Origin of the sequence: Caballeronia choica, from assembly GCF_001544535.1 — a bacterium.
GTDB lineage: Bacteria > Pseudomonadota > Gammaproteobacteria > Burkholderiales > Burkholderiaceae > Caballeronia > Caballeronia choica.
Genome location: NZ_FCON02000094.1, coordinates 1 through 17,110 on the forward strand (window position 1 = coordinate 1; position 17,110 = coordinate 17,110).

The following is a 17,110-nucleotide window of genomic DNA, read 5'->3' on the forward strand; positions in this document are numbered from 1 at the left end:
GGCGACTGGCAAGGATTGGCGTTGGGAAGCTGCTTTCTTTGCTTACTTTCTTTGCAGCAGCAAAGAAAGTGAGTCCCGCCCCGGACAGGGGCAGAGCAAATAAACCAAAAACAATACAAGTTCCATAGGAGCGCAAAAACATCAAACGGTGTGCCCCAACCCAACCCAACCCACCCCCAAGCGCCAGCGCCCCAAATCACTTCGACATTGCCCGCACCTTCTCGGCAATAGCGCGCCCGAGCGCCTGCTGTGAACCGCGCGAAAGATGCACCCCATCGACCCCATCGGTCTGAATGACCGCCCCGGCATCAAAAAACTCGACATGCTCCTTCGCAGCAACCGCCGCATAGGCTTGGGCAAGTTGCCGGGATTTATCGACGGCGGCCACCACCGCATCATTCGCAACCGCCGGAACGGCAAGCGGCGGCGGTGCGACGATCAGCACCTTGGGACTCGTATCGAACGTGGTAACGCCGCCATGCATGTCCTTCACCATTCGCACGAGCTTGTCCATGCCCTCGGCGATGCGAGCCGGCGTCCGATCGTATTGCGGATTGACATCGTTGCTGCCAAGCATGATCACGACGATGTCGAACGGCTCGCCGCGCGCGAGGATGCCGGGCAGCGCGGCGCTGCCATCGAGCGACTCGCCGTTTGGCGGTTGCGGCTTGCCATCGGGGACATCCACGGTGCGCCCGTTGAGCCCTTCCTCGGTCACTGCATAGTCCTTGCCGAGCGCCGCCTGCATGGCGCCGGGCCAGCGTCCGGACACGGGCAGCCGCTTCAATTTGCCATGCTTCGCCGGCTGCGCACCCCACGTGAGCGAGTCGCCGAAGGCAAGCACGCGCTTGAGCTCGTCGGCGCGTGCCGTCATCGTGACGAAGACAGCCGCAACCAACAGCATCATTGCAAGGGCATTGCGCGGAAGCCTCGACATCGTTGTTGTCTCCGTGTTCGCGCGCCGTGACGCGGTTATTGAACCGTAAGGGGCGGTAAGAGCAGCGGACGCTGCGAAGTCGGTCAATAGTATGACGGACGGTGGGGCCCGCCGCCACTTTGGCCGGCCGCTTTCCGCTTGATGCACGTTGCCCGGCGCAGGCCGATGACTGATGGATGATCGCGCCTGGGTGGCAACGGAGTCCTGCATTCGCTCGCCCCGAAACACCGTCCCGCGACGAAACCGATCCCGCGTCACAATACCCGCTGACCCGGCTGCGCGACCACTCGCATGACGCTAAAAAACCTCCTTCGACGCCTCGACCTCACCACGCTGCAACTCTTTCTCGCGATCCATGAGGAGGGCACGCTCACGCGCGCGTCCGAGCGCGAGGCGATCGCGGTGTCGGCGGCGAGCAAGCGGCTGCTGGAACTCGAACAGGCCGTCGGCGCGGTGCTGTTCGAGCGCAAGGCGCGCGGCATGAGCCTGACGCCCGCAGGCGAAACGCTGCTGCATCACGCACGCCGCGTGTTGCGCGATGTCGAGAACATCGGCATCGAACTCGCCGAACACGCGACCGGCGTGCGCGGCTATGTGCGGATGATGGCGAACCTGTCGGCGATCGTCGAGTTCCTGCCGGAAGACCTGCGCGCGTTCCTTTCGGTCCACGACCGCATCAAGATCGAACTGGAGGAGCGGCCGAGCGGCGGCATCATCGAGGCGGTGGCCGACAGTCTCGCCGACCTCGGCATCTGTTCCGGCGACGCCGATACGCGCGGCCTGCAGTCGACGCACTACCGGCACGACCGCCTCGTGATCGTGATGCGCGGCGATCATCCGCTCGCGGGCCGCGAACGCATCAAGTTCGCCGAGACGCTCGATAGCGACCACGTCGGCCTGCATTCGGCGAGTTCGATCAACATGCGCACGCATCTCGCCGCGCGGCAGGCGGGCAAGCCGCTGCGGCTGCGCATCCACGTGCCGGGCTTCGATGCCGTCTGCCGCATGGTGCAGGCGGACATGGGCGTCGGCGTGCTGCCGTTCGACGTCTATCGCGCGCTGGGCCAGCAACTCGGCCTCGTGGCCGTGACGCTCGATGAAGAGTGGGCCGAGCGCAGCCTGATCATCGTCGTGCGCGATGCTGACGCGCTTTCCCCGGTCAGCCGCCTGCTCTTCGACCATCTGCGCACGGTCGAGGCGAAAGGCGTCTGAACCCGAGCGTTCGCGGATCGCGAACGCTCCTTGCCGAAATGCGGTTGGACACCGCCGCGCGCCGCTCTTAACCTGCTCTCATACCGAAACCCATTCGGACACTCACAGGAGACAGGCACCATGAGCGGACCCCTTGACGGCATTCGCGTCATCGAGATCGGAACCCTGATCGCCGCGCCTTTCGCGGCGCGCATGCTGGCGGAATTCGGCGCGGAGGTGATCAAGATCGAGACGCCCAACGGCGGCGATCCTCTTCGCAAATGGCGAAAGCTGCATGAAGGCACGTCGCTCTGGTGGTATCTCCAGTCGCGCAACAAGAAGTCGGTCTGCGTGAACCTGAAGTCGCCGGACGGCATCGAGGTCGTCAAGCGGCTCGCCGCAGACGCGGACATCGTCATCGAGAATCTGCGGCCGGGCGCGCTCGAAAAGCTCGGCATCGGCTGGGACGTGCTGCACGAAATCAACCCGAAGCTCACGATGGTCCGCATCTCCGGCTACGGCCAGTCGGGTCCGTATCGCGATCGTCCGGGGTTCGGCGCGATCGGCGAGGCGATGGGCGGCATCCGCTACACGACCGGCGACGAGAACGGCCTGCCGGCGCGCGTCGGCGTGAGTCTCGGCGATTCGCTGGCGTCGTTGCATGGCGTGATCGGCGCGCTGATGTCGCTGCTGCGCGTAAAGACCGGCAAGGGCGACGGCCAGGTGGTGGACGTGTCGCTCGTCGAGAGCGTCTTCAACCTGATGGAAAGCCTCGTGCCCGAATACGACCTGCTCGGCCACGTGCGCGAGCGCAGCGGCGGCGCGTTGCCGGGCATTGCGCCGTCGAACACCTATCGCACGGAAGACGGCTTCGTCGTGATCGCCGGCAACAGCGATCCGATCTACAAGCGCCTCATGCACGTGATCCGCCGCCCCGATCTCGCGGACGATCCGGCGCTCGCCCACAACGACGGCCGCGCGCTGCAAAGCGCGATGCTCGACGAGGCGATCACCGCGTGGACCTCGCATCATTCGACCGGAGACGTGCTCGCGACGCTCGAACGCGAGGACGTGCCGGCGGGGCGCATCTACTCGGTGGCGGACATCGTCGCCGATCCGCACTACCAGGCGCGCGGGATGCTGCTCGACGCGAGCCTGCCGGGCGGCGCATCGGTGAAGATGCCGGGCATCGTGCCGAAACTCTCCGACACACCGGGCGAAGTCCACTGGCAAGGACCCGCGCTCGGCCAACACACGAGCGACGTGCTGGCCTCGCTCGGCTTCGATGCGAACGACGTCGAGCGCCTGCGCGCCGAAGGAGCCGTGCAATGAGCCGCGACTACTCGCATCGCCTGATCGTTCAGGAAGTGGCGCCGCGCGACGGCTTGCAGATCGAACCGAAATGGGTCGATACCGACGACAAGATCGCGCTGATCGACAAGCTCTCGACATGCGGATTCACGCGGATCGAAGCGGGCTCGTTCGTGTCGCCGAAAGCGATCCCCGCGTTGCGTGACGGCGATGAAGTGTTCCATCGCATCGCTCGCCGTCCGGGCGTGATCTATGTCGCGCTGATCCCGAACGTGAAGGGCGCCGAACGCGCGCTCGCCGCTCACGCCGACGAACTCAACCTCGTCATGTCAGCGAGCCAGACGCACAACCGCGCCAACATGCGCATGAGTTGCGAGGCGTCGCTTGCGGGCTTCGGCGATATCGTGCGGCTCGCCGCGGGCAGCAAGGTCAGCCTCAACGCGACCATCGCGACCGCGTTCGGCTGCCCTTTCGAAGGACGCATCGACGAGGACCGCGTCGTGGCCATCGCCGACACGTATCGCGAGATGGGCATGCACGGCATCACACTCGCCGACACGACCGGCATGGCGAATCCCCGGCAAGTGGCGCGGCTCGTCGAACGCGTGCTCGAACGCGTTCCCGCCGATGCGCTCACGCTGCACTTCCACAACACGCGCGGCCTTGGGCTCGCCAACGTGCTCGCCGCCTACGATGCCGGCGCGCGCCGCTTCGACGCGGCGCTCGGCGGCCTCGGCGGCTGTCCGTTCGCGCCGGGCGCGTCCGGCAACATCTGCACCGAGGACCTCGTGAACCTGTGCGACGAGACGGGCATTCCCACGGGCATCGACCTGCCGGCGCTGATCGAATTGTCGCGTGCGTTGCCGGCGCTCGTCGGCCACGACGTGCCCGGGCAACTGGCGAAGGCCGGGCGCAATGGCGACCTGCACAAGGCGCCCGATTACGTCCACGCCATCTGATTTCATTCAAACCCTCAACAACACAATCGACCGGACGGCCTCGCGCCAGTCCGGCGTGGAGACTTTCATGAGCGATCTGGGCGCGGTATCGGCGGACGGTCATCCGCTACAGAAGGAAAACACCGGCGACATCATCCGCAAGGTGGCGTGGCGGCTGATGCCGCTCATCATGCTGTGCTATCTCTTTGCATTCTTCGACCGCATCAACATCAGCTTCGCGAAGTTCCAGTTGCAGAGCGATCTCGGATTCACCGATACCGCCTATGGTCTCGGCGCGAGTCTTTTCGTGATTGGCTATGTGCTCTTCGAGGTGCCGAGCAACCTGATGCTCTACAAGGTTGGTGCGCGCAAATGGATCGCGCGCATCATGATTTCTTGGGGCCTCGCCACGACCGCGATGGTCTTCGTCTCGAACGAATGGCAGTTCTACGGGCTGCGCTTCATCATCGGCGCGATGGAGGCGGGCTTCGCGCCGGGCGTGCTGTATTACCTGACGCTGTGGTTTCCGGCGAGCTATCGCGGACGCATCACGTCACTGCTGTTTCTCGCTTCGGCGTTCTCGGGGCTGGTCGGCGCGCCGCTGTCCGGTCTCGTGCTTGGGCACCTGAATGGCGCACTCGGCATGCCGGGCTGGCACTGGCTCTTTTTGCTCGGCGGCCTGCCGTGCGTGCTGCTCGGCATTCTGGTGCTCAAGGTGCTGAAGGATCGCATCGACGATGCGGGGTGGTTGACGGCGTCCGAAAAGACCTATCTCAAGAGCCAGATTGCGTCGCAAAGCAAGCCGGCGCCCGGCGGACATTCGCTCCTCGGCGCGCTCAGGACGCCCGGCTTCCTCACGCTCGGACTGGTCTACTTCCTGATCCAGATCGCGTCGTACGGGCTCAACTTCTGGGCGCCGCACCTGATCCGTGCGGCGGGCACCGATAATCCGACGATCATCGGGCTGCTGACCGCCGTGCCTTATATTTGCGGCGCGATCTGCATGGTCGTGGTGGGACGCATGTCCGATCGTTCCGGCGAGCGTCGCAAGTTCGTTTGCGGGCTGTTGCTGATGGCGGCGGTGGGGTTCTTCGCGGCGGGCATCTTCGACAAGCAGACGGTGCTTCTGATCGTCGCGCTCGGTGTGATGGGCGCGGGCGTGGTTGCGGCGATTCCTGCGTTCTGGGCACTGCCGCCGAAGCTTCTTACCGGTGCCGGCGCGGCAGGCGGCATCGCGCTGATCAATACGCTCGGGCAGCTTGGCGGCATCGTGAGCCCGGTGATGGTTGGGCGCATCCACGACCTTACCGGCAGCACGACGCCGGCGCTTTATGCGATTGGTTGCATGAGCGTGGTGTGTGCGCTGATCTTGCTGTTCGGGCTGCCGCAGTCGTTGCGGCAGAGGGATGAGCGGAGCGAGTGATAGCCCGGGGAGCACGCTCGAGTACCGACGGGCGATGTCCTCGCGCTACCGCCGGCTTTCTCGGCTGATAGTGTCATCGGAGCGCTATCCGTACCGACAGCGAGCACTTCGCAAGGATTGACGCAAAATCACCTGCGCCGCACGCGAAATTCATTCGGCTCCTAAAATAAGCCGATGACCGTCAATCCGCCACTCGCCGACGCGCTCACGGGCTTTCATCCCGCCGTAGTCAACTGGTTCCGTCACACCTTTCCCGCCGCGACGGGCGCGCAGGCGCGCGCCTGGCCGCTGATCCGCGCACGCCGCTCGACGCTCGTCGCCGCGCCGACCGGCTCCGGGAAGACACTGACCGCGTTTCTCGCCGCCATCGACGAACTCGTGCGCGATGGCCTCGCGCACGGCGCCGCGCTGCCGGACCAGACGAGCGTGGTCTACGTCTCCCCGCTGAAGGCGCTGTCGAACGATATCCGCGTGAACCTGCAGGAACCGCTCGCGGGCATCGCGGCCGAACTCGCGCAACTGGGGCTGCCGCCGCTCGACATCCGCACCGCCGTGCGCACCGGCGACACCACGCAGCAGGAACGCGCCGCCGTGCGCAAGCGCGCGCCGCATATCCTCGTCACGACGCCGGAATCGCTCTACGTGCTGCTGAGTTCGGATTCCGGCCGCGCGATGCTGTCCACGACACGCACCGTGATCGTCGACGAGATTCACGCCGTCGCCGGCACCAAGCGCGGCGCGCATCTCGCGCTGAGCCTCGAACGCCTCGACGCGCTGTGCGCCGAGCGGCCGGTGCGCATCGGTTTGTCCGCGACGCAAAAGCCGATCGAACTCGTGGCGAAGTTTCTCGTGGGAGAAGCGGAGCCTTGCGAGATCGTCGATGTCGGGCATGTCCGCGCGCGCGACCTGGCGCTCGAACTGCCGCCGATGCCGCTCGAAGCGATCATGTCGAACGACTCGTGGGAGCGCGTCTACGACCGGCTGGCGGAACTCGTCGCGCAGCATCGCACGACGCTCGTGTTCGTCAACACGCGGCGCATGGCCGAGCGCGCCGCGCGCCATCTGACCGACCGGCTCGGCAAGGACGCGGTCGCGGCGCACCACGGCAGCCTCGCGCGCGAGCTTCGGCTCGATGCCGAGCAGCGCTTGAAACGCGGCGAACTGCGCGTGCTGATCGCTACGGCGTCGCTGGAACTGGGTATCGATATCGGCGATGTCGAACTGGTTTGCCAACTCGGCTCGCCGGGATCGATCGGCGGATTTTTGCAGCGCGTCGGCCGCTCGGGGCATCAGGTCGGCGGGATGCCGAAAGGGCGGCTCTTTCCGGATTCACGCGACGATCTGATCGAGTGCGCGGCGCTGCTCGACTGCGTGCGGCGTGGCGAACTCGACGCGCTGCATGTGCCGCGCGCGCCGCTCGACGTGCTCGCCCAGCAGATCACGGCGGAGGTGTCGTGCCGCGAATGGAGCGAGGATGCGCTGTTCGAGCGCTTTCGCCGCGCGTATCCCTACGCGACGCTCGCGCGCGAGAAATTCGATGCGGTCGTACGCACGCTGGCCGAAGGCTTCACGAGCCGCCACGGTCCGCGCGGCGCGTATGTGCATCGCGATGCGGTCAGCCGGACGCTGCGTGGCCGGCGTGGCGGCAAGCTCACCGCCGTGACCTCGGGCGGCGCGATCCCCGACAACGCGGATTTCTCGGTGCTGCTGGAGCCGCAGGGCTTGCAGATCGGCACGGTCAACGAAGACTTCGCGGTCGAAAGTCTGGCGGCCGACGTCTTCCAGTTGGGCAATACGTCGTACCGGATTCTGCGGATCGAAGGCGGGCGCGTGCGTGTCGAAAACGCGAACGGCCAGCCGCCGAACATCCCGTTCTGGCTCGGCGAGGCGCCGGGCCGCAGCGATGAGCTTTCCCACGCCGTCGCGCGGATGCGCGCGCAGATCGACGCGTGGCTCGGCGAACAGACCGGCGTACCGCTCGACGCCGCGATCCGCTCGCTCACCGATCAAACCGGCATCGATCAGGAAGCGGCGCGCCAGATCGTCGAATATCTGGCGCGCGCGCGGGCGGCGCTCACCGTGCTGCCGACGCAGGACACGCTCGTGATGGAGCGCTTCTTCGACGAATCCGGCGGCACGCAACTCGTGATTCACGCGCCGTTCGGCAGCCGCGTGAATCGCGCGTGGGGTCTCGCGTTGAGGAAGCGCTTCTGTCGCACCTTCAACTTCGAGTTGCAGGCGGCCGCGACCGAGGACGCGATCGTGCTTTCGCTGACCCGCGCCCACAGCTTCACGCTCGATGAAGTCTGGCGCTACCTGCGTTCGAGCACCGCCGAGCACGTGCTGATCCAGGCGCTGCTCGACGCGCCGCTGTTCGGCGTGCGCTGGCGCTGGAACGCGACCAATGCGCTGGCGCTGCCGCGTTACGCGGGCGGGCGCAAGGTCGCGCCGCAGTTGCAGCGCATGAAAAGCGAGGACCTGCTCGCGACGATTTTCCCGGATCAGGTCGCGTGCGTCGAAAACGTGGTGGGCGAGCGTGAAGTGCCGCAGCATCCGCTCGTCGAGCAGACGATCGACGACTGTCTGCATGACGCGATGGACAGCGAGCAATGGCTCGCGATCCTGCGGCGCATCGAGGGCGGCGAGTTGCGGCTCGTCACGCGCGACCTGCCGGCGCCGTCGCCGCTCGCGGCCGAGATTCTGTCGGCGCGTCCCTATGCGTTCCTCGACGATGCGCCGCTCGAAGAACGCCGCACGCAGGCGGTGCTCGCCCGGCGCTGGAGCGATCCTGAATCTACCGACGACCTGGGCGCGCTCGACGCGGACGCCATCGACGGCGTGCGCGACGAGGCGTGGCCCGTTGCACGTAACGCGGACGAAATGCACGAGGCGCTGACAAGTCTCGCCTGCGTGACCGATGCCGAAGCGCAGCGCAACGACGGCTGGCCCGCGTGGCTCGAAGCACTGGCGCATTCCGGCCGCGCCACGCGGCTGCGGATAGCGGAACACGACGCGCTATGGGTGCCGGTCGAACGCCTGATGTGCGTGCGCGCCGTCTACCGCCAAGCGCCGATGCACCCGCGTTTGCAGCCGCCCGCCGGCTTCACCGACGAATGGGCCGAAGACGATGCGCTCGTCGAAATCGTCAGGGCGCGGCTTTCCGGCTTCGGGCCGCTGACGGTTCCGGGAATCGCGCGGGCGCTGGCGTTGCCGGCGTCGCCGGTGGCGACGGCGCTCACGCGTCTCGAAGCGGAGGGTTATGTGATGCGCGGCCGCTTCACGCCCGGCGCGCTCGATGAAGAATGGTGCGAACGGCATCTGCTCGCGCGCATCCATCGATACACCGTGCGGCGGCTGCGTCGCGAGATCGAACCGGTCGAGCGGCAGGATTTCATGCGCTTCCTGTTCGAATGGCAGCACCTCGCCACCGATACGCGCGGCGAAGGTCGCGACGCGCTGCTGTCGGTCGTCGAGCAACTCGAAGGCTTCGAGGCGCCCGCCGTCGCGTGGGAAGAGGAGATTCTGCCGGCGCGAATCGCGGATTATTCCGGCTACTGGCTCGACGAAATCTCGCGCTCGGGCAAGGTCGTCTGGAGCCGGCCGGGCGGACGTTCGCGCGCGGCGGGCGGCCCGGTGCGCGGCACGCCGATCGTCCTCTTGCCGCGCCGCAACCTCGCTGCGTGGAGCGCGCTGATGCGGGCGGACGAAGCGCCGGAGATGTCGTCGCGTGCGCAACGCGTCCACGATGCGCTGAAATCCCACGGCGCGATGTTCTTCGACGAGCTTCTAGCCGACACGCGGCTCTTGCGCACCGAACTCGAAACCGCGCTGGGCGAACTGGTCGCGCTCGGCCTCGTCAACGCGGACAGCTTCGCGGGACTGCGCGCGCTGCTCGCGCCCGCCAGCCAGCGCAACGCGTTCGGCAGGCGGCCGCGGCGGGGCGGCATGTTCATCGGCGGAATGGATGACGCGGGGCGCTGGGCGCTGCTGCGGCGTACCGAGGCGGACGGCCAGGTGGATCCGGTCGAGCATGCCGCGATGGTTCTGCTGCGCCGTTATGGCGTCGTGTTCTGGCGTTTGCTGGAGCGCGAAGCCGACTGGTTGCCGCCGTGGCGCGACCTGCTGCGAGTGTTTCATCGGCTGGAAGCGCGCGGGGAGATTCGCGGCGGACGTTTTGTGGCGGGACTGGCGGGCGAGCAGTTCGCGCTGCCCGAAGCGGTGCCGTTGTTGCGGGAGATGAGGAAACGTCCGGTCGATGGAAGTTTCGTCGCGGTGAGTGCCGTCGATCCGCTGAATCTCGTTGGCACGTTGCTGCCGGGAGAGAAAGTGCCGGCGCTGCCGGGGAATCACGTGTTGTTTCGCGATGGTGCGCCGGTCGGCGCGGTGATCGCGGGGAAGACGCGATATCTGGTTGAATTCGCTGGCGCGGAGCGTGAAGCCGTGAGGTTGCGGCTTGTGAAGGGCAGGGTCGCTGGCGCTTGGGGTGGGGTGGGGTTGGGGGTGGGGTTGGGTTACACCGTTTGATGTTGATGCGCTTCTATGGAACTTGTATTGTTTTTGGTTTATTAGCTCTGCCCCTGTCCGGGGCGGGACTCACTTTCTTTGCTGCTGCAAAGAAAGTAAGCAAAGAAAGCAGCTTTCCAACGCCAATCCTTGCCATGCGCCGCTAGACCGTTCCTTCGGAGTGGTCCAACCGGGGGAGTGTCGTTAGCGGGGTTTCCTCGTTGTTGGCATGTAGAAAAGGTACGGGCGTCGCACCGCTATACGAAGTGGACCAGCAGTCATACATCCGGCTTCGCGCTACGCGCTCACCCGTCAGGCAAAACCAAAACCCATCCGTGAATCTGCGTCGTACTTCGTGCTGCCGCATGCTTCAATTCACCACCACCTGCAGACCTGTCGTCGGGCACGAAGTGCCAGGACGGATGAATGACTGCTGATCCACTCCCTGTAGCGGTGCGAAGTGCGCGCCTTTTCTACATGCCAACAACGATGAAACCCCGCTAACGACACTCCCCCGGTTGGACCACTCTGAGGGAACGGGCTAGCGGCGCATGGCAAGGATTGGCGTTGGGAAGCTGCTTTCTTTGCTTACTTTCTTTGCAGCAGCAAAGAAAGTGAGTCCCGCCCCGGACAGGGGCAGAGCTAATAAACCAAAAACAATACAAGTTCCATAGAAGCCTGAGCGCATCAAACGGCGTAAACACCCAGACCCCAACCCCAACCCCAACCCCGAGCGCCAGCGATCATCACTTCGAAACCAGCTTCTTGCGAAACGGCCCCGGACGCTCTACCGGCACGCTCGAAATCGAAACGCCCGGATAGTTGAACAGCCTGTTTCCGCTAGCGGCCGGACGGGCGCGAAACCCGGGATGAGCGCCGGTCCTCGACCCGCCGACGATCGCGATCATTGCTTCCCTGTCGAGGTCCAGACTGTCTGCGAGATCCTTGATTTTGATGACGGCCATGACTTTTTCCTGAGAAATAAACGGAGTCGGAACTGACGTGAGACGGTGGCACCGGTCACGCAACGGAGCGGACGGGCGTCGGATGATTCACGCACCCAGTATAGGCATTCCGTCCGCGGTTGTGATCGGCGCGACCCCACGCTCGATCACAACGCAAAAGGGCGACAAAGGCACTCGGCCTTCGTCGCCATTCATGTGGCTCTTAAAACAATGTGGCGTTCACCTCGCCTGTCTGCTGACACGGTGGTACTCCATGCGTATGAATTGGCGGATGGAATCGCGTGGCTGGCGTTAAGCTCCGAATACGTTCAGCGTGTTGGTGTTGCTCGCTTTCTGGACCGGCTTGACGTTGGAGCCGATGTCGTCGGCGAACGCGACGTTGTTGCCGTTTTCGTTGAAGACGTTCTGCGTCTGGCCGATCAGCTGCTGCGCGCTTACCGACAGGCCGAACTGAGAGAAGTTGTAGGCGGGGAGGTAGAACGCATTGCCGCCGCGCACGGTCGACATGGTGTGGCCGTTGAGTTCCTCGGTCACGGCGAGGTCCTTGATCATCAGCGAGTTCATTTCAGCGCTCCTTGGGAGGCAGGCATTCGGGGGTGGTTGAGCATGAGTGAAGGCATGACCCGTGCCAGACACATCGCAGGCGCTGGAAATAGTTTCAAGTCGCTGAAAACAAAGGATGTTTGTTAGCGCGTCCGCGAGGCATCGTAGCCTGCTGCCGCTTTGTTTGATGGTCGCCGGCCAACAGCCGCCCGCAATCTGTTGGCGGCACCACGACACGTCCATGTCGGGTTCGACGAAACACAAACGAGATTTGCGAAAGGCGCTCGCCAAGGCTAGTATCGAACGTGGACATGCAGTTTGTTACGACAAGTGAATTGTCGGTCGATTTGGAGGCGTCGAGTCGCACAGATGACAAGCCTTGGGGAAGCGATTCGCACATTCCACAGCGACGCCCAGTCGCGCGACGCGTTTTTTGCAGAGATCGATAGCGCACTGGCGGCGAATCACGTCCCTTCATCCCGGCTTCTCGCGATCCTCGACGAGGAACACGCCGCGAAGCCGCTGCCTCCCGACGTCTACGCGGCCGTGCGCCGGCGCATCGAGCACGGCTCGCGTCCCGCACCCGTCGACGACGCGGACAACGACGAAACCCGCATGCAGACCACGCCGGCCGGGCTGACGTCGCGACAGTCGGCGTCGTTCGGGCCGTCGGGCAATGGTCAGGTGGTCGCGGAACTCGATCAGGTAAAGGGCGTCGGCGATACGCTCAACGCGCGCTTCGTGCTCGAGGAATGCCTGGGCGTCGGCGGGATGGGCACGGTGTTCAAGGCGCTGGACCTGCGCAAGCTCGAAGCGTCCGACCGGCGGCCCTACGTCGCGATCAAGGTGCTCAACCTGCAGTTTCGCGGCAACCCGAAGTCGCTGATCGCGTTGCAGCGCGAGGCGCGCAAGGCGCAGACGCTCGCGCACCGGAACATCGTGACGGTGTACGACTTCGACCGCGACGGCTCCGTCGTCTACCTGACGATGGAGTATCTGTCCGGCCAGCCGCTCTCGCGCATGCTTCGGAACCCGAATTTCAAGGGCATGCCGTTCGCCGAGGCTTTCCCGATCTTCAAGGGCATGGCGAACGCGCTCGCGTACGCGCACGAACGCGGCTTCGTGCATTGCGACTTCAAGCCGGCCAACGTCTTTCTCACCGATACCGCCGAGGTCAAGGTGATCGACTTCGGCATCGCGCGGGTGTTCCAGCGGCCGGAGGAGGAAACCGAGGCGACCATCTTCGATCCCGGCAGTCTCGGCGCGCTGACGCCTGCGTACGCGAGCCCGGAGATGCTGGAACATCGCGAGCCCGATCCGCGCGACGACGTCTACGCGCTCGGCTGCATCACCTACGAACTGTTGACCGGCAAGCATCCGTTCGACCGCGTGCCCGCGTTGCAGGCGCGCAGCGCGAGCATGAAGCCGGCGCGCCCCGACAATCTCGGCAGCAAGCAATGGCGGGCGATCAAGGCGGCGCTGTCATTCGACCGCGAAACGCGGACGCCGACCGTCGCGCAGTTTCTCGACGAGTTGAGCGAGGAGCCGCCCGCGCCGCCGGGGTCGAAGACGAAGTCGAAAATGATGATCGGCGCGGCGGCCGTGGTGGCTGCCGTGCTCGCGGGCGGCGGCTATTACTTCTACGATCAGTCGAAGAGCGAGCAGGAAGGCGGGAAGGGCGCGCAGGACACCGATGTCGCCGGGCCTGTGGCGGGGCCGGCCGCGACGCCGCCTGCCGAAGCCGAACGAACCGCGCCGCCGTCGGCGCCGGCGGTGGCCGCCGCGCCTTCGGCGCCGTCGCCGGCTGCGCCCGTCGTGCCCGTCGTGCCCACGCTAACGCTCGACGCCGTCACGCCGATTCTCGCCAGCGTGCCGTGCTCGGCGCTCGTCGCGACGGTCCACGACCAGACCGTCGACGTGCAGGGCTACGTGTCCGAGCGCTATGGCACGGCGCGGCTCAAGCAGGTGCTCGGTGCGGTGCCGGGTGTGAAGACGACCAACCTTGGCGTGCAGCAGGTCGCCGACGACAAGTGCGATGTCCTCAAGGTATTCGGTCCGTTCTGGTCGTCGAATCATCAGACGGGCAGGCCCGCTTCGCTCCGTACGCGCGCGCCGGGCGCGCGGCTGACGGAAGGCCAGCCGCTGATCGTCGACGTGATGACGCCGGGCTTTGATTCGTATGTCAACGTGGATTATTACCAGCTTGACGGCACCGTGGTCCACCTCGTGCCGAACGAGCGCGCGAAGGACAACCAGGCGCCGCCGCACTACACGGCGACGATCGGGACGATGGGCGACTGGGTGGTCGGCAAGCCGTTCGGCTCGGAACTGATCGTGCTGTTGATTACGCCAGCGCCGTTGTTCGATTCGCTGCGGCCGGACAGCGAGCCGAAGGCTGACTATCTGCGCGCCGTCGGGAAGCAACTGACTCAGCTTGCCGGGAAGTATGGGAGCGACCGCGTGGCGGTGGATATCGTGCAGATCAGCACGCAAGCGCGGAAGCATTGATAGCCGCTGCCGCTTGGGGAAAACGCCATCCCCAAGCGGCACAATCCCCCATTACTTCATATCCCGCACGACGCGAAAACCATTCTGCGACTGCCGCACACTCGCGCTGTACTTGAAGCGCGTCGCCGACTGCATATACCCCGCGCCCTCGCGCCACGACCCGCCACGTATCACCCGCACGGAACACGCAGGATCGTCCCACACGCGGCCATCGGCGGGCGCGCCCTTGTACGAGCTATGCCAGCAATCGGCGACCCATTCCCAGACGCTGCCGTTCATGTCAAAGAGCCCATACGGATTCGCCGTAAACGATCCGACCGCATCCGGTCCTTCCGCCGAGTACGGATCGCCGCAATCCTTGCAGTCCGCATTGCCCTTCTTCATCTGGTCGCCCCACCAATAAACCGTCGACGTCCCGCCGCGCGCCGCGTATTCCCATTCGGCCTCGCTGGGCAGCCGGTATGACTTGCCGCCCATCTTGCTCAGCCATTTCACATAGACCTGCGCATCATCCCAACTGACGTTGCGCATCGGGGAATTGTTCGGCGGATTGCCATCGATCGCGATCGCCGTGCAGGCTCCCGCATCCGCGCACGCCTTCCACTGCTCGATGGTGACTTCGTATCTGCCGATCGCGAACGGCTGGCCGATCGACACGCGATGCGGCGGCTTCTCGGCGGGATCGTCGGAGTTGCTGCCCATCGTGAACGTGCCGGGCGAGAGCGGGATCAGCACCGGGCACGTCGGGCAGTCCTTGAGTTCGCTGCCGCTCGCGGTCTTCGCGGCGGTCGAAGGCGCGGACGGCGACGGCGGAGCAGCCGGGGTTCGCGCTGCTTCGGCGGGCGGCGCGGCGGGTGCCGGCTTGGCCTTCTGTACGGGCTGCGTAGGCTGCGCGGGCGCCGCGACGACCGGCGGCGTATGCGAGGAAGGTGCCCCGGATGGCGCCCCGGCGGCGCGCAGCCGCTCGATGCGGGCCTTGGCGAGTGCCGCGAAACGACCGTTCGGATAAGCCTTCAGATAGGCTTCGTAGTCGCTCGGGTAGTTGCTGTCCTTGATCGAATCCCAGAAGGTCAGCTCATACTGCTCGCTGCTGTCCTTGGGCAGGATGCCGCGCGTGCGGGCCGCGATCGGCGCTTGCGTCGTGACCGATGCAATGTCGACACCCGCGCGCGGTGCGCCGAACTGGACGCCTTGCGCGAGCGTCGAAGCGATCCATGGCATCTGTTGCCGATCCGTCGCGCGGGCGACCGACGAAGCCGCCGCACCGAACACATCCGCGACGTCGCGATGTCCCGTCGCCAGCGCCTCCAGCAGCGCGGCCGTATAGACGCCATGAGCGTCGCCGTCGACGGCGAGCGAACCCGGCGCCGTCGCGTACGCGACCAGCGTGTTCGCGGGAAGCCGCGGCGAAGGTGCGGCGGCCGGCTCGAACGGATCGTTCAGGCACGTATCGAGGATGACGAGATTCGTCCCGCCGCCGCCCGGGTGCGCCATGCCGTCGAGCACGCCTTGCAGCGCGATGCCCTTCGTCACGAGCCGCGCGGGCGATCCGCTGTCGGCATCGACGGGGATCAACAGCGTGTCGCGCGAGGTCTGCAGGCCGTGTCCGGCGAAGTAGAAGAGTCCGGTGCCACGGGCACCGAGCCGCCGGTCGAATTCGGCGAGCGCCGCTTTCATCTGCGGTTCGGTCAGGTTCGCATAGCTCATCACTTCGAAGCCGAGCGAGGCGAGCGTGTCGCGCATGCGGCTTGCGTCGTTGAGAGGGCTCGCGAGCGGATGCGCACCGTACTCCGCGTTGCCGATGACGAGCGCGATGCGCGGCGCGGCGAGCGCCGTGTCCGCGGTATCGACAGCGCGTTCGATGGAAGGCCGAGCCTCAAGCGCGATCGGCGCGGCTTGCGCGGACTGCACGCCGATCGTTCCGAATATGCATACGATCAAGAGTTTTCGCCACATATTCACACCCTGTCTATCCGGCATTGAAGATAGTTGATCGACGACGCGCGTTGACGGCTTCGCGTGCCAGAGCTGCATCGGCGTGGTCTACGCCGCCGCGCTCCTCCGGCGTGTGGCCGGTGCGGGATTCAGCATCGACAACGATAGCACGGTGTCAGCCCATGCTTAATCCCATTGTGCAGGGATTCCTTGTGAGGGATCGCGTGAGCTCCCGTGTGCGCCAGACCACTTTGCGCGTTGTCGTTGTACGTATCTTTTTGAGGACTTACGTCCTAAGCTAAAGGACGACACTGCGGACGCAACCGAAGGACGGCGTGGCGGAAAGCACCCGCGCCGGCGACCGATCGATCGTTTTCCGACCTTGCGGGAGGCTGCGTAGACATGCTGAGAAGAACAATACTTGGCGCGCTGGCTTCGCTCGCGGCGCTGGCTGCGGATTCGTCGTTTCCGGCCACTCGCCCGCGTTCGGCGTCGCCGGCCAACGCCGAGGAGTACATCATCTGGCCGCCGGACGGCGCCGTCATCACGGGCGGCAAGCTGTGGGTGCGCATGGGCTTGCGCAACATGGGCGTGTGTCCGAAGGGCATCGATCTGCCGAATGTCGGACATCATCACCTGCTGATCGACACGGACCTGCCGCCGTTGGACCAGGAGATTCCGTCTGACCGGAACCATCTCCACTATGGTGCGGGCGAGACCGACGCGCGGATCGAATTGCCGCCCGGCAAACATACGCTGCAACTGCTCCTGGGCGACATGAACCACGTGCCGCACGACCCGCCGGTGTATTCGAAGAAGATCACGATCACCGTGCGATGAAACCGGCACCGCGCAT

At 65.5% G+C, this 17,110-nt stretch carries 11 protein-coding genes; 7 read left to right on the plus strand and 4 right to left on the minus strand.

Features of this window, described 5'->3' with window-relative positions:
- Window positions 1-196 precede the first annotated feature (196 nt).
- The gene (locus AWB68_RS29595; protein WP_160110092.1) at window positions 197-937 is read right to left on the minus strand and encodes a GDSL-type esterase/lipase family protein; all 741 of its coding nucleotides are present in this window, start codon (window positions 935-937) and stop codon (window positions 197-199) included.
- Between the two features lie 291 nt (window positions 938-1,228).
- On the opposite strand from AWB68_RS29595, the gene AWB68_RS29600 reads away from it, so the two are divergent.
- The 5 genes from AWB68_RS29600 (at window position 1,229) to AWB68_RS29620 (ending at window position 10,324) form a co-directional block, all read left to right on the plus strand.
- Entirely contained in the window at window positions 1,229-2,149 is a 921-nt protein-coding gene (locus tag AWB68_RS29600; RefSeq protein WP_087647875.1) for a LysR family transcriptional regulator, read from the plus strand.
- Window positions 2,150-2,269: 120 nt separating this feature from the next.
- Window positions 2,270-3,460, plus strand: a complete 1,191-nt coding sequence (locus tag AWB68_RS29605) for a CaiB/BaiF CoA transferase family protein (RefSeq protein WP_087647876.1) — start codon at window positions 2,270-2,272, stop codon at window positions 3,458-3,460.
- Entirely contained in the window at window positions 3,457-4,398 is a 942-nt protein-coding gene (locus tag AWB68_RS29610) for a hydroxymethylglutaryl-CoA lyase (RefSeq protein ID WP_087647877.1), read from the plus strand. The genes AWB68_RS29605 and AWB68_RS29610 overlap by 4 nt, the downstream gene beginning before the upstream one ends.
- Before the next feature lie 67 nt (window positions 4,399-4,465).
- A complete protein-coding gene (locus AWB68_RS29615; RefSeq protein WP_087647878.1) occupies window positions 4,466-5,800 on the plus strand; it encodes an MFS transporter in 1,335 nt (444 codons plus the stop codon).
- Window positions 5,801-5,974: 174 nt separating this feature from the next.
- Window positions 5,975-10,324, plus strand: coding sequence for a DEAD/DEAH box helicase (locus tag AWB68_RS29620; RefSeq protein ID WP_087647879.1), 4,350 nt, complete (start codon window positions 5,975-5,977; stop codon window positions 10,322-10,324).
- A 725-nt stretch (window positions 10,325-11,049) separates the two neighbouring features.
- Here the strand turns inward: AWB68_RS29620 and AWB68_RS29625 are convergent.
- Window positions 11,050-11,268 carry a hypothetical protein gene (locus AWB68_RS29625; protein ID WP_087647880.1) on the minus strand — a complete coding sequence of 73 codons (219 nt, stop codon included), beginning with the start codon at window positions 11,266-11,268 and terminating at the stop codon, window positions 11,050-11,052.
- Window positions 11,269-11,559: 291 nt separating this feature from the next.
- Window positions 11,560-11,832 carry a hypothetical protein gene (locus tag AWB68_RS29630; RefSeq protein WP_087647881.1) on the minus strand — a complete coding sequence of 91 codons (273 nt, stop codon included), beginning with the start codon at window positions 11,830-11,832 and terminating at the stop codon, window positions 11,560-11,562.
- A gap of 348 nt (window positions 11,833-12,180) precedes the next feature.
- On the opposite strand from AWB68_RS29630, the gene AWB68_RS29635 reads away from it, so the two are divergent.
- Entirely contained in the window at window positions 12,181-14,319 is a 2,139-nt protein-coding gene (locus AWB68_RS29635) for a serine/threonine protein kinase (protein WP_087647882.1), read from the plus strand.
- Window positions 14,320-14,370: 51 nt separating this feature from the next.
- Here the strand turns inward: AWB68_RS29635 and AWB68_RS29640 are convergent, their stop codons facing one another.
- Complete coding sequence (locus tag AWB68_RS29640; RefSeq protein WP_087647893.1) at window positions 14,371-16,275, minus strand: SUMF1/EgtB/PvdO family nonheme iron enzyme; 1,905 nt, start codon at window positions 16,273-16,275, stop codon at window positions 14,371-14,373.
- Window positions 16,276-16,656: 381 nt separating this feature from the next.
- Between AWB68_RS29640 and AWB68_RS29645 the strand changes: the two genes are divergently transcribed.
- Entirely contained in the window at window positions 16,657-17,094 is a 438-nt protein-coding gene (locus AWB68_RS29645) for a DUF4399 domain-containing protein (RefSeq protein WP_087647883.1), read from the plus strand.
- Window positions 17,095-17,110: the final 16 nt, after the last annotated feature.